Consider the following 13,690-nt stretch of genomic DNA (forward strand, 5'->3'; position numbering starts at 1 on the left):
AATCGTAGAAAATCGATTGGCCCGCCTCCCATAATGAGAGGCGGGCCATTTTGTTGCTGTTGGATTGTGGCTGTTAGCTGCGGTTTGCGGTTTCGGCGGCTGCGGCCTGTTCCTTGGCTTCTTTGGCTTCCTTGGCGGCAGCCGCTACGGTTGTAGCCAACTGGCCGAGGTCGCTGGCCATGCGCTCTGTGGTGAAGGCTTCGATCACGTCGCCTTCCTTCAGATCGTTGAAGCTGCCTGCGATACCGACGCCGCACTCCATGCCGTTGGTGACTTCCTTGACGTCGTCCTTGAAACGGCGCAGGGAGCCGATCTTGCCCTTGTGCACCATTTCGGCTCCACGCAGGATGCGAACTTCTGCATCGCGGCGGAGGATTCCGTCGGTCACGCGGCAACCGGCAATGGTGCCCACCTTGGGAATGCGGATGACGTTGATGATCTCCGCACGGCCAATGTAGTTTTCGCGGAAGGTCGGGTCGAGCAGGCCAAGCATGGCTTTGCGGATCTCATCCTGCAACTCGTAAATGATCGAGTGCAGGCGGATTTCCACGTTTTCCTGCTGGGCGAGTTCGGCAGACTTCCTTTCTGGCCGGACATTGAAGCCGATGATGATGGCGTTCGAAGCCGAGGCGAGGAGAATGTCGCTTTCGGTGATCGCGCCGACACCGGAGTGGATGACCTTGATGCGCACCTTCTCGGTCGACATACGGACCAGCGAGTCGGCAATGACCTCGACGGAGCCGGTGACGTCGCCCTTGATGATGAGCGGCAGATCTTTGACGCCTGCGGTGCGGATCTGCTCGGCCAGGCCTTCCAGAGACACGCGGCTGCTCTTAGCGAGCTGCGCCTCGCGTTCCTTCATCTTGCGGTACTGGGCGATGCCCTTAGCCTTATCGCGATCCGCCACGACCAGGAAGGTATCGCCGGAATCCGGCATGCCTTCGAGGCCGAGAACTTCGACTGGAGTGGACGGGCCGGCTTCAGTGATGGCCCGGCCGCGGTCATCGAACATCGCACGGACCTTGCCGAAGGTGTTGCCGACGATGTAGCTCTCGTTGACGCGCAGGGTTCCGTTCTGGACGAGAACCGTTGCGACTGCGCCGCGGCCGCGGTCCAGCTTGGCCTCAAGCACCGTTCCCACAGCCTTGCGGCCGGGGGTGGACTTGAGGTTTTGCACGTCGGAGACGAGGCAGATCATTTCAAGCAGCGCATCGAGACCGATTCGCTTCTTGGCTGAAACCGGAACGTAGACAGTGTCGCCGCCCCACTCTTCGGGGACGAGACCACGATCCGCAAGCTGCTTTTGCACTTTTTCCGGGTTGGCTTCGGGACGGTCGATCTTGTTGATGGCCACAATCATCGGGACACCCGCTGCCTTGGCGTGGTCGATGGCTTCGAGCGTCTGAGGCATCGGACCATCGTCTGCGGCTACCACGATCACGACGAGATCGGTGACCTTGGCTCCGCGGGCTCTCATGCGGGTGAAGGCTTCATGGCCCGGGGTGTCGAGGAAGACGATCTCGCGGCCTGAGGCCGGAGAGCCTTCCTTGGTGAACTTCACCTTGTAGGCGCCTATGTGCTGGGTGATGCCGCCGGCTTCGCCGGAAGCGACGTCGGTTTCGCGGATGGCGTCGAGCAGCGAGGTCTTGCCGTGATCGACGTGGCCCATGACGGTAACGACGGGCGAACGCGACACTTCGAGCTCGTCGATGTTGTTGCTCTCCAGGATCTCTTCGATGGCCTGGTTGGCGATTTCATCTTCATAGCTGATAACGGTCGCGCCAGCGCCAAAGCGCGCGGCTACGTCCTTCACCATTTCGGCGTCGAGCGACTGGTTCACGGTGACGAAAACGCCACGCATAAGCAGGGTCGCGATCAGGTCTTTGGCGCGGATTTCGAGCTTCTCGGCCAGATCCTTGACGCTGATGCCTTCGGTTACGGTGATTTCACGGGTGATCGGCGGCGGCTCATTGCCCATGTACGCGCCACCAAAACGCGGCGGCGGCACAAAGCCCTTCATCGGGCCTTCTTTGGTCTTCGGATACTGCTGACGGCCACGGCCTCTTGGCGGTCCCGAAGGACGCGGAGCACGCGGAGCTTCACCAGGAGGTGGTGGACCGCCCGGAGCCGCGCCAAAGCCACCGGGACGCGGAGCGCCGAATCCAGGACGTGGGCCGCCGAATCCAGGACGCCCGCCTGGGCCACCCGGACCACCGGGGCCGGAACCGGCGAAACCGGGGCGAGTGGGATGCTTGGGACGCGGCCCGCCGGGGAATTGTCCCGGTGCGCCCTGATTCTGGAATCCGCCGGGGCCACCACCCTGAGGACGAGGCGTAAAGCTGCCGGGTCCGCTCTGCGGACGGCGGTCGAAGATTGGCTTGCCGCGTTGAATGCCTGCAGCATTGGCGTTGGCGGCAGGAGCTGCCGACGGCGGTGGCGGCGGCGGAGCCTTGTAGACGGGACGAGGTCCGGTCTGGGGCATAACCACCTTGCGCACCTGAACGACAGGAGCTGGCGGAGGAGTTGCGACAGGTGCTTCCGGGGCCGGGCTGCTGGCTGCGACCGGAGCCGGCTCACTGGCGGGGGCTGATCCGTTGTTCGCCGGAAGAGAGGGAGCGGAAATAACCGGGGCGTCCACCGAGGACGCAGCCAGTGGGGTCGTCGCCGGAGCGGAGATTGGCGCTACCTCCGAAGTCGTTGCTGCGGTAGCCTGAGGCGCGGGAGGAGTCGAGACTGGTTCCTGGATGGTCACGGACGGCGTAACCGCCGCTTCGGGCTCCTGAACTGCGGTTGCCGTTTTCGTGGGCGGAGGCGCAACCACAACGACTGGAGGCGCCGGCGTTGCCGAAGGAACGCTTGCCGAGGCCGTCGGCGACGTTGGCGGTTTGACGACGACCGCAACCGGCGGAGGCACAACCGCGACTGCCGGGCGCGACGCTGAAGTTCCCGATACAGGGCCAGCCTGCGGACGGGCTACAACCGGTCCACTCGGCGGGCGCGTTCCAATTGCCCCGGAAGCGGGAGTCTGCGGTGGATGAATGATTGGCGGGGCCTGACGCGGCTGCGGAACGATCTTGCGCGGCTCCGGCCTGGCTGCAACGGGAGGCACCGTTACGGGGCGAGCCGGTGGCGGAACAGGAGGACGGACATTTCCCGAATGGACCGCGCTGGTGCCGGTTGCAGTGGAGGCTTGCACGCCGGAACCCGTCACGCCAGACCCGGAACCAGCCCCGGAGGCAGGAGGACGCACCACCACCGCCGGAGCACCAGTCCGCTGCGGATACTGAGCTTGCCGTTCGGCTTCCTGCTTCCGCGCCAGAATCGCCTTCATCACATCGCCGGGCTTGGAGATGTTGGAAAGATCAATCTTGGGACGATTGTCCTGCTCGCTTCTTGCGCTCGCCGAAGGCGCTGGCCGCGAACCGCGTTCAAAATGAACGCGAACCTTCTCAGCCTCATGCGCTTCAATGGAACTCGAGTGAGTCTTGCCCTCAGCCAGACCCATAAATTCCAGAGCATCGAGAATCTGCTTACTCTTGACTTCCAGCTCACGCGCCAGATCGTTAATTCGAACCTTACTCATCCGCCTCTTTTCGTGGTGTTACCCAATGCCGGTTAACCGTTCATAGCAACCTCGTGGCAACAAAAACTCTGCCAATTGCTATTATCCTCTGAAACTATCTTTGCGGGGCGGCACATACTACTCGCCGCCCTGCCTTTCCCCGGAATCAATCACTGCTTCTTCTGCCTTTTCTGTCTCTTCCAGCACTGCTTCCGCTGAAACATGCACGACATCTCCGCTTGCAACCGGATGCGTGCGCTCAGGATCGGCAGCATTTTCGACTTCCATGATCTCGGTGGCTGCGTCTTCCTGATTGGAATCAGGCGTCAGCTCCGCGGTTGCTTCCTCAACTGGCTCATCCGGGGTTCCGGGCTCATCAACTTCCTCCGCGGCGTCTTCGTTGGCCTTGGCTGCTCCTGCGGCTGCGGCATTCGGATTCGACTCGCCCGATTCGTACTCGCCGAAGTAGTGCCGAACGGCGACACTGATGCGTTCCAGCGTCTTTTCGCCGATGCCGGGGATTTCTTCAAGCTGCTCCGGCGTCATATCCGCCAGACCTTCGACGGTCGTGATGCCAGCAGCAACCAGCTTCTGGATAATGGTCTCGCCCAGCTCGGCAACCTGCTCGATCGGTGTCGAAGGACCGCTGGAGAAGCCGGTCATCTGCTGCTCGACTTCCTGGCGCTTCTCTTCCTCGCTCTTGATGTCGATCTTCCAGCCGAGAAGCTTGGCCGCGAGGCGAACATTCTGCCCTTTTTTGCCGATTGCGAGCGACAGTTGCGTGTCGTCTACGATGACCTCAAGCTGCTTATCGGCCAGGTCCACAATCGACACCCGGCTGACCTTGGCCGGCTGCAATGCCTTTTCGGCAAAGGTCGTAATTTCCTCGTTGTACTCGATGATGTCGATCTTCTCGCCGCGCAGTTCGCGAATGATCGACTGCACGCGCATCCCCTTCATGCCAACGCACGCGCCGACCGGGTCAACGTCCTTGTCGCGGGACATAACAGCGATTTTGGTGCGCTCGCCGGCTTCGCGCGCGATGGCGCGGATCACAACCGTGTTGTCGTAAATCTCGGGAACCTCGGACTGGAAGAGGTTCGAGACCAGCTCCGGAGCCGCGCGCGAGACGACGACCTGAGGGCCCTTGGCGGCGCGATCCACCTTCAGCAGAACCACGCGAATCCGCTCGCCCACGCTGAACTGCTCCAGCCGCGACTGCTCGCGCTTGGGCATGCGGGCTTCCGCCTTGCCCAGATCGATAATGATGTCCTGGCCCTCAATGCGCTTGACGGCGGCCGACAGGACTTCCTTCTCGCGATGAGCATACTCGTTGAAAACCGTGTCGCGCTCGGCTTCGCGCACCTTCTGAAAGATGACCTGCTTGGCCAATTGCGCGGCAATGCGGCCGAGTGGGCGCGTGTCCTTGTAGAGGCGAATCTCACTGCCCGGCTCAAGCTCGGCTCCGGCCGCCATGGCCTGCGCCTCTTCCAGCGTGATTTGATTGACGGGATCTTCAATCTCGTCCTCGCCGTTCATGACTGTCTTGTAGGCGTAAACCGTGATCTCGCCGGTCTCCTTGTTCAGCTCACCGCGCATGTTTTCCTGGGTTTTGTAATACTTGCGGGTGGCGAGGGCAATAGCCTCCTCGACGGCGGAAACGACAATCCCCGGGTCAATGCTCTTTTCGCGGCTGAGTGCCTCAATGCTTTGATACAACGCGCTGGACATAGCTTGTGCTTTCCTGCCTTGTCTTACTGAGAATCTCCCGGACAGGCCCTGATTCATGGCCGCCAGGGGAGTGGCTTGCTGAGCTTCGCGTCAATTTCGACAGCCGCAAGCGAGGTGAACGACTTCCGGAAAAATCCGGCGATCAAAATTCCGGGACAAGTTGCGCCTTCTCGATGTTGCCGAGGGCGATTTCGACCGTGCTAACGCCTGTCTTGCGGGACTTGCTGTTTTGCCGCGTTGCAGTCAGGTCGACCGTAATCGACTCTGCTGAACATTGTGTCAACCTCCCCTGCCAATGGCGGTTGTTGGCGATCGGTTCCTGGGTCTGGAGCTTCAACAGACACCCTTGAAACCTTTCAAAATCTTCCCGCCGGGTCAGCTTGCGATCAAGCCCTGGAGAACTCGCTTCCAGAGTGTACTCCCCGTCAGGAATCAAATCTTCCACGTCGAGCAGCGTTCCAAAATCGCGGCTGAACTCGGCGCAATCTTCGTGCGTCAGCCAGGAAAGCTGGTCTGGATTCAACTCGCCCTTGGCAAGCCGCTCGGGAACAACGACTTCGGCATCAGCGCCTGCTTCCGGATCGGCAACAGCCGCAGCGGCGATGGCAGCCTGCGCCGCGCGCCCCTCGGCATTCTTCTCCAGATAGATGCACAAAATGCGGCTTTTCGCTGTACCGGTAAACTCAACATCCACCACGTCCAGCCCAAGCGACGCCGCCACCCGATCTGCGGCTTTGCGAATTTCGTCCAGCTTTACCGCCATCTTCTCCAGCTTTTGCGGCCTAAACTCCAGCCAATTCCGCCCAAATTCAATCCCAGCGCCGGCGAATATTTGCACCAAAGAAAAAGTGGGCTGTGAGCCCACTCCTCTCTCCGCCACCCGGATTGCACACAGCGCGGCGGACAAATTCGTCTGCACATATAGAATACGGCCAAACTGCGGGAAATTCAATGTGTAATGGCTGCGTTCGGGGAGTAGGCTTCATTGAAGCCGCTATTTCTCTGGTCTACGGAGAACATCTCCCGGTTGAGTGGTGTATACGCCGAGGTTGCCATCAATGGACTTGAGGAGATTGTCGAATATTTCTTGCATGCCCGAATCGTATTGAGGCGAATTTTTCGACAAATGGGGCCACGCAACTCTAACCGCTACAATCACATCCGCAATGCTTTTCTTGGCATCCAGAACCGCGTACTCTGTTTCCTTCTGATGGGCCTTCTGAGAGTACAAGTCCCATCCCAGGCGCGAACTCGCAGTAACTGAGCCCTCGTAGCTCTTACCAATCTTGATTAGAGCGCGCTCCCCTTCTTCGGTACCGGGCTGAATCAGACTGATGACAACATTCGTTGCATCGGACGTGTGCTTATCTGCCTGATTCACCAGTTGAAATCCAGCTACTGCAACCGGAGGTTTACTCTGCATCGTGATTACTCTCCAATCCTTGGAGACTGAAAAGCTGACATAGCCATTGGCAGTAAGGACTGTGAATCGAAAGCTTGGAACGTTACTCGGCTGGGACACGATGACATCCCCGACAGTGGGGGTGGTATATCCAAGGGAGGGCAAACTGGCAAGAAACAGGGCCGCCACGATCAGGAGTTTTCGCATTTAAATAGCCTCGAAGGGATCGCACCATCTTAAGGTTCAGCATGGCTCCGCTACAATACACAGAAGCTCCTGCGCCGCCCGAGCTTGAAGCGCGCGTCGCGCCAGGAGCATCTAAGCCCTATGTTGACCCATCCACTGCCCGAAGCTTTGACCTTTGACGATGTCCTGCTGGTGCCTGCCTTGTCCGATGTGGTGCCAACGCTGGTGAGTACGCAGACGCAGCTCACCAAGGACATCACCCTGAATACGCCACTGATCTCCGCCGCCATGGACACCGTGACCGAATCGCGCATGGCCATCGCCATGGCGCAGCAAGGCGGAATCGGCATCGTTCACCGCAATCTGCCGATTCAGGATCAGGCTGGCGAAATAGACAAGGTCAAGCGATCCGAGAGCGGCATGATCGTCGATCCGGTGACGATTGAGCCGGATCAGCCGATCTCCGCCGCGCTGGACGTGATGCGGCGCTATAAGATTTCCGGCGTCCCGGTCACGCGCGGCAAGCGACTGGTGGGCATTCTCACCAATCGCGATCTGCGTTTCGAGACCCGCTCAGACATTCCAATCGGCGATGTGATGACCAAGAACGACCTGATCACGGTGCCGGTCGGGACGACGCTGGAAGAGGCAGAGCTGATTCTGCACAAGCACCGCGTCGAAAAGCTGCTCGTGGTCGACGACCAGTACCAGCTCAAGGGCCTGATTACGGTCAAGGACATCCAGAAAAAACTGAAATATCCCAATGCCTCGAAGGATTCGAAGGGCCGGCTGCGCGTGGGCGGAGCGATTGGCGCTACCGGCGATTTTCTGGAGCGCGCTGCTGAAATGGTGCGCGCACGGGCCGATGTGCTGGCCATTGATTCGGCGCATGGGCACTCCACGCGTGTTCTTGAAGCTGTTCGCGAGGTGAAAAAAGCCTTCCCAAATGTCGGCTTGCTGGCCGGAAACGTGGCCACGTACGAGGGCGCGTTGGCGCTGATCGACGCGGGCGCGGACGCGATCAAGGTCGGTTTTGGACCGGGCTCGATCTGCACTACGCGCATGGTCACGGGCGCGGGAATGCCACAGATTACAGCGGTCGCCGAAGCCTACAGGGCCGCGAAAGAACGCAATATCCCGGTGATCGCCGACGGCGGCATCAAGTACTCCGGCGAAGTGACGAAGGCAATAGCGGCGGGAGCCAGTTCGGTAATGATCGGATCGCTCTTTGCGGGCGTGGATGAGAGCCCCGGCGAGACGATCCTCTATCAAGGCCGGTCTTTCAAATCGTATCGAGGCATGGGATCTCTGACCGCCATGGCGCTCGGTTCGAGCGAACGCTACTTCCAAAGCAGCGATGACGCCGGGGCAGCCTCGGAGAGCGTGGAAAATGTTGTGCAGCGGGAACGGTCCAGCCAGAACCGGCTGGCAAAGTTCGTCCCCGAGGGCATCGAAGGGCGTGTCCCATATCGTGGACCGCTCGAAGGCATGGTCTTGCAACTGGTCGGCGGACTTCGCTCCGGCATGGGCTACCTGGGCTGTGGGACGATTGCCGAGCTTCAGGAAAATGCGAAATTCGTCCGCATTACCGGAGCCGGGTTGCGCGAGAGCCACGTTCATGACGTGATCATCACCCGCGAGGCGCCAAATTATCATGTCGAGTAAAGCGCATGCCGAGTAGCGTAGCCTCACCACCGGTTTCCCCCGACCGCGGCAGTCTGCGCCACCAGGTGAGCGCCTGGACTCCGGTGGTTTTGTGTGTCCTGGTCATTGCGATGGAGTCGACCGTTTACTTCGGAGCGGACCACACGACCGGCCCGCTCCAGCGGTTTTGCGAATTCCTCCTGCACCGGCATTTCTCTCAGCCCCAGTGGTGGCGGCTTCACATCATCATTCGCAAATGCGGGCATTTCACGGGATACGGCATTCTCTCGCTCGCATGGTTTCGCGCCTTCTGGATGACGCTGCCCCAGCCTCTGGAACGGAATCGCCTGCGAATCACCGCACACGCTCTTGCCATGCTCGGAACGCTCCTGGTCGCGTCTTGCGACGAAACGCATCAGCTATTCCTGCCCAACCGCAGCGGTTCCTTCCGGGACGTCATGATCGACTGCACCGGCGGTCTGATTATGCAGATGCTGGTATGGTTCTGGATGCGCTTCGGTCACTCGAAACAGTCCAAAATCGCCTAGCCGCCTGTCCCTGCTTCGGGTAGATTTGCTGGTACGGTTCCGATTTGTGCATCCCCGAAGGGTTTGCCGCCATCTGCATAGGGAACACTCGTTGCCTGTCCAAATGTCGTTTACTCAAGTCTGAGCCTCACAGAGATTCTTGGTCAATCTCGTTCAAAAGGCTCAGCTCGAAAAGGGGAAAGCCGATGGGAAGTACAGCTGGGGCTCTAACTGGCGGCGAAGCATTTCCCGATTCCCCCGCGCAAAGCAAGCCCGCTGAGCCGGCTACGGCTCCCTCCAGCGGAGAAAAGACCATCAAGAACCCGTCCATCTCGGCCAATGATCATGCGCATTGGAAGCCGCGCGTCAATCCCTGGCTGATCGCCATGACGGTGGCGCTCGCCGCCTTTATGGAGGTGCTCGACACCTCCATCGCCAACGTTGCCCTGCCCCACATCGCCGGAGACCTCGGCGTCAGCACCGACGAGGGAACATGGGTACTGACCAGCTACCTGGTCGCCAACGCTATTGTGCTGCCGTTGGGCGGCTGGGCCTCGAACCTCATTGGCCGCAAGAACTTCTTCCTTCTCTGCATCACCATCTTCACCGTCTCCAGCTTTGCCTGCGGGATCGCTCCCTCCCTCCCGATTCTGCTGCTCTGCCGGGTGCTTCAGGGCGCGGGCGGCGGCGGATTGCAACCGATGGCTCAGGCAATCATGGCGGACAGTTTTGACGAGCGCAAACGCGGTCAGGCCTTTGCGCTGTACGGCCTGGTCGCCGTGCTCGCCCCCTCGATTGGACCGTCGCTGGGCGGCTGGATCACGGACAGCTACTCCTGGCGTTGGATCTTCTACATCAATATCCCGGTCGGCATCCTTGCCTACGTTCTGGTGACGCGCATGGTCGAAGATCCACCATGGATCAAGCCGGACCGCTCCAAACTCTTCAACATGGACTTCATGGGCCTGACCTTCCTCACCCTGGCCATGGGCGGCTTGCAGATCATGCTGGACAAGGGCGAAGAAAACGACTGGTTCGCTTCCAATTTCATCCGCTTCTTCGCCGTCACATTCGTGGTAGGAATCGTCGGGCTGATCGTCTGGGAACTGCGTCAGAAAGATCCTCTGATCAATCTGCGGCTCTTCAAGTTCAAAAACTTCGCCATCTGCTGTTTTCTGATGATGCTGGTCGGCGGAGTTCTCAACGCGAGCACCGTTTTGCAGCCGCAGTTCCTGCAGCAACTGCTCGGCTATACCGCGACCAACGCCGGACTGGCCCTGACCGCCGGCGGTGTCTCGCTGCTGGTCGTCATGCCATTTGCCGGTTGGGCGACCGGCAAGTTCCCTGCCCGCAACGTCGCTGCCTGCGGATTCATCATCTTCGCATTCTCGTTCTGGTATTCGACCACTCAGCTCAGCCTCGACATGAGCTTCGCCAACGCATCCTGGCTGCGCGTCATCCAACTCGCACCGATTCCGTTTGCCTTCATCTCGATCACGACAGCGGCTTACGTAGGCATGCCCAAGGAAGCCAGCAACCAGGTCGCGGGATTGATCAATTTCGTCCGCAACATCGGCGGCAGCGTATTCATCGCAATCACAGGCGCGGAAGTCACCAATCGGTCGCTCTACCACGAGGCGCACCTGCAGCAGAACATGACCTCGTTGAATATTCCCTACAAGCAGTACTCCCAAGGCTTGGGAGCTGTCATGGGGCAGGATTTTGGAAGTGCGAACAGTCAGGCCAAAGCTTCCGGCAACATCTACCAGATGTTGCAGCAGCAGGCTGCCATGTTGGGCTATCAGGATGTGTACAAGATGCTCTTCTGGATGGCCCTGGGGATGGTCTTCCTGGCCTTCATGCTGAACAAGAACCGCCCCGGCGGCGGAAGCAGCGACATCGCGATGCACTAGGGCCAATCACAGCGATGAAACGCGGTCCCTCGATGCTATGATTGGGAAAAGATTGAGGAGGATTGGTTGGCGAAGGTCTTGCTGCATTCAGTTGCGCTCACGGACGCAAAAATCGATCCATGGTACCAAGGCGGATACAAACTATTTCGAAAGAGCGCTGAAGAGGATGTATTCGGCGTTCATCAGCTCACAGACAATCCCTCGGAAGCTGATGTTATTCTGTTTGCCGAGTTAGGCGGGCACGGGCTGTTTTCCGAGTTAGTTCGCCGTGATCCTTATGTAAAACAATACCGCGAGAAATGCTTCCTGTTCGATCCGGGAGATTACGCACTCCCATTCCTTCCGGGCATTTATGCATCCCTGCGGAAGCAGTACCACGATCCCACCCGTACACGCACCGGCTACTATCTCCGGCTCGACGAGAATCCTTATATTGAGTTCCGCGCACCGCATACCAATCCCAAGTATCTCGGGTGCTTCATCGGTTCCCTGGAAAATCACCCCGTTCGGGCTGCGTTAGGCAATTTGCCTGCTGACCGCTTCCTCATCGAAGACACATCCAAGTTCGCGTTGAAGATGCTCGTCGGAGGCGAAGAGCAGGACCGCCATCAGTTCTGGTCTCACTACGCCGACGCCATCGATATAGGAGCATTCTCTCTGTGTCCGCGCGGCCGTGGGCCCGGAAGCATTCGATTATTCGAATCGATGCGCATGGGACGATGCCCTGTCATCCTGGCCGATGAATGGGTCTATCCCGAGCGCGTTGACTGGCCGAGTTGCAGCATCATCGTCGCGGAAAAGGACGTTGCAAACCTGCCTCAGATCCTGGAAGCGAATCTGCACCGAGCGACCGAAATGGGGCTGCGCGCCCGGCAGGAATGGGAGCGCATCTATGCCTCCAATGTCCGCTTTCACTGGCTGGCCGAGGACTGCCTTGCGATGTTGCACGCACGGAGCACAAGCGAAGCTATCGCCGGGCGTCGGGTCTGGCGTCATCTCTTCGATGACGGAAATCTTCGCCGATATCTGACCTCGAAGAAGCATCTGTACAAGCAGTTCGGACGCATCCTCCTTTAGAGCGTCGTATCTTTCCGCTGAACGTTGGCCAGATCCGCCTCGGCCCGAAATGCGAAGTATCTCCGCGACAAACTGCTCGCTTACTCCCTGCAACGCAGCGTAGGATGGCGTCCAGGTTTGTAGAGTCTCAGGATCGGCTGCGGAGTGCGGATGAAAGCAGGAAGGCCAGGTTGCCCGGTCCAGGTATTCGGCTTGTGGCTGCTGCTCTCTTGCTTCCGTTCCGCAGCGCCGCAAGAGAGCCCATCTCAGGACACCCCATTCAAGATCGAGGTAAACGTCAACCGGGTATTGGTCCAGGTAGTGGCCCGTGATGCGCAAGGCCAGGTCGTTCGCGACTTGAAGTAGGGAGACTTTCAGGTCTTCGATAACGACAAGCCGCGCCCTGTGTCTGGATTTGTAATCGAAAGCCACGGCATCAGCGAAGAGGTGGCAGCGAGCACCGGTCCCGCCTTATCCGGCGCCATCACAACCACTCAGCCTCCTGTCGTGGCCCAGCGTTTCATTATTTTCCTGTTTGATGACCTGCACTTGAGCAACGAAGACCTCGCACACGCACAGAAGGCAAGCGCCAAGGTAATCGATGCGGCATTGACAGGCTCGAATATGGCCGCTGTCGTCTCTATTTCCGGAACCACGAATACCGGACTGATCCGTGACCGCGCCAAGTTACGGGACGCAATCATGAGCCTGCGATCCCGCAGCCTCTACCGCTCCGACAACGCCGAGTGTCCGAAGCTCGATTACTACCAGGCTGATCAAATCGAAAACAAACATGACGAAACGGCGCTTCAGGACGCGATGCGGCAGTTGTTCGACTGTTCGCCAGGCCTGAATCCCCAGCGCGACGCGAACATGGCCGAAAGGATTGCGGATTCAACGGCAATGCGTGTCCTGAATCTGAACCATCAGGATATTCAAGCGACCTATAAGTCGATGGCTGAATACATCCGTCGCGTTGCGACCCTGCCCGGAGAACGCATCATGATCCTTGTATCGCCAGGCTTCCTATCCTATGAAGCAGAAGCCCTGACGATGGAATCCCGGCTGATCGACATGGCCGCGCAATCGAATGTCACGATCAGCGCCCTCGATGCGCGCGGGGTGTTTACGACAGAACTCAACGCCAGCGAGCGCAGTCCAGGGTTCAGCGCGGGGGGGAAGCTTGCAGTCGCAGGGCGAGTATCGCCGGACAAGCATGACACTTGCCGAAAACGTGATGGCCGAGTTAGCCGATGGGACAGGCGGAACGTTCTTTCACGGCAGCAACGATCTCGGTGCAGGATTCAAGAGCCTGGCACAGACGCCGGAATGCACGTACTTGCTTGAGCTTCCACTGGACGGCGTGAAGCAGGATGGCTCCTACCACCGATTGAAAGTCAAAGTCGATCGCGACGGGCTTCAATTGCAGGCACGTCGCGGCTACTTTGTACCGAAACCCGCAAAAACCAGGAAATAGTGATTCGTGCCATCGCACCAGCAATAGAACTTACTGCTGTGTCGGCGCATCAGCGAGGACCTGCACCGTCGAGGCGAAGCGACGATGATCGATAAAAAGTGGCTCGGTCAACCAAAGAGTCGGCCCCTCTCCGTGCTATTTCTCGATATAACTTCGGATTTTCCGTAACATCGCAGAGATTCTTAATAAGTG

The 13,690-nt window shown here is 59.1% G+C and carries 9 protein-coding genes and 1 pseudogene; 6 read left to right on the forward strand and 4 right to left on the reverse strand.

Annotated elements, in window-relative coordinates; genetic code table 11:
* Positions 1–73: 73 nt before the first annotated feature.
* From infB to OHL23_RS21545, 4 genes are all read right to left on the reverse strand, one after another.
* Positions 74–3,583: a translation initiation factor IF-2 gene (gene infB / locus OHL23_RS21530; protein ID WP_263354026.1), complete on the reverse strand. Its 3,510-nt coding sequence runs from the start codon at positions 3,581–3,583 to the stop codon at positions 74–76.
* A 117-nt stretch (positions 3,584–3,700) separates the two neighbouring features.
* Positions 3,701–5,293, reverse strand: a complete 1,593-nt coding sequence (nusA, locus tag OHL23_RS21535; protein ID WP_263354027.1) for a transcription termination factor NusA — start codon at positions 5,291–5,293, stop codon at positions 3,701–3,703.
* Positions 5,294–5,435: 142 nt separating this feature from the next.
* Entirely contained in the window at positions 5,436–6,056 is a 621-nt protein-coding gene (locus OHL23_RS21540) for a ribosome maturation factor RimP (protein WP_263354028.1), read from the reverse strand.
* A gap of 231 nt (positions 6,057–6,287) precedes the next feature.
* Positions 6,288–6,902, reverse strand: a complete 615-nt coding sequence (locus OHL23_RS21545; RefSeq protein ID WP_263354029.1) for a hypothetical protein — start codon at positions 6,900–6,902, stop codon at positions 6,288–6,290.
* Between the two features lie 120 nt (positions 6,903–7,022).
* Here OHL23_RS21545 and guaB point away from each other — a divergent pair, with 120 nt between their 5' ends.
* The 6 genes and pseudogenes from guaB to OHL23_RS21575 all read left to right on the forward strand — a co-directional run.
* Entirely contained in the window at positions 7,023–8,546 is a 1,524-nt protein-coding gene (gene guaB / locus OHL23_RS21550) for an IMP dehydrogenase (protein ID WP_263354030.1), read from the forward strand.
* Between the two features lie 5 nt (positions 8,547–8,551).
* Entirely contained in the window at positions 8,552–9,073 is a 522-nt protein-coding gene (locus OHL23_RS21555) for a VanZ family protein (protein ID WP_263354031.1), read from the forward strand.
* A 185-nt stretch (positions 9,074–9,258) separates the two neighbouring features.
* The gene (locus tag OHL23_RS21560; protein WP_263354032.1) at positions 9,259–10,965 is read left to right on the forward strand and encodes a DHA2 family efflux MFS transporter permease subunit; all 1,707 of its coding nucleotides are present in this window, start codon (positions 9,259–9,261) and stop codon (positions 10,963–10,965) included.
* Positions 10,966–11,031: 66 nt separating this feature from the next.
* The gene (locus OHL23_RS21565) at positions 11,032–12,042 is read left to right on the forward strand and encodes a glycosyltransferase family 47 protein (protein WP_263354033.1); all 1,011 of its coding nucleotides are present in this window, start codon (positions 11,032–11,034) and stop codon (positions 12,040–12,042) included.
* Positions 12,043–12,192: 150 nt separating this feature from the next.
* On the forward strand, positions 12,193–12,387 hold the full coding sequence (locus OHL23_RS21570) for a hypothetical protein (protein WP_263354034.1): 195 nt from the start codon (positions 12,193–12,195) through the stop codon (positions 12,385–12,387).
* A 15-nt stretch (positions 12,388–12,402) separates the two neighbouring features.
* Positions 12,403–13,368: pseudogene (locus OHL23_RS21575) on the forward strand (hypothetical protein); the annotation flags it as partial.
* Between the last annotated feature and the right edge of the window lie 322 nt (positions 13,369–13,690).

Origin of the sequence: Acidicapsa acidisoli, assembly GCF_025685625.1 — a bacterium.
Taxonomy (GTDB): domain Bacteria; phylum Acidobacteriota; class Terriglobia; order Terriglobales; family Acidobacteriaceae; genus Acidicapsa; species Acidicapsa acidisoli.

Excerpts from the sequence above, each read along its gene's own strand:
- infB (WP_263354026.1), bottom strand. The coding sequence starts at position 3,583 with ATGAGTAAGGTTCGAATTAACGATCTGGCGCGTGAGCTGGAAGTCAAG.
- nusA (WP_263354027.1), bottom strand. The coding sequence starts at position 5,293 with ATGTCCAGCGCGTTGTATCAAAGCATTGAGGCACTCAGCCGCGAAAAG.
- OHL23_RS21540 (WP_263354028.1), bottom strand. The coding sequence starts at position 6,056 with ATGGCGGTAAAGCTGGACGAAATTCGCAAAGCCGCAGATCGGGTGGCG.
- OHL23_RS21545 (WP_263354029.1), bottom strand. The coding sequence starts at position 6,902 with ATGCGAAAACTCCTGATCGTGGCGGCCCTGTTTCTTGCCAGTTTGCCC.
- guaB (WP_263354030.1), top strand. The coding sequence starts at position 7,023 with ATGTTGACCCATCCACTGCCCGAAGCTTTGACCTTTGACGATGTCCTG.
- OHL23_RS21555 (WP_263354031.1), top strand. The coding sequence starts at position 8,552 with ATGCCGAGTAGCGTAGCCTCACCACCGGTTTCCCCCGACCGCGGCAGT.
- OHL23_RS21560 (WP_263354032.1), top strand. The coding sequence starts at position 9,259 with ATGGGAAGTACAGCTGGGGCTCTAACTGGCGGCGAAGCATTTCCCGAT.
- OHL23_RS21570 (WP_263354034.1), top strand. The coding sequence starts at position 12,193 with ATGAAAGCAGGAAGGCCAGGTTGCCCGGTCCAGGTATTCGGCTTGTGG.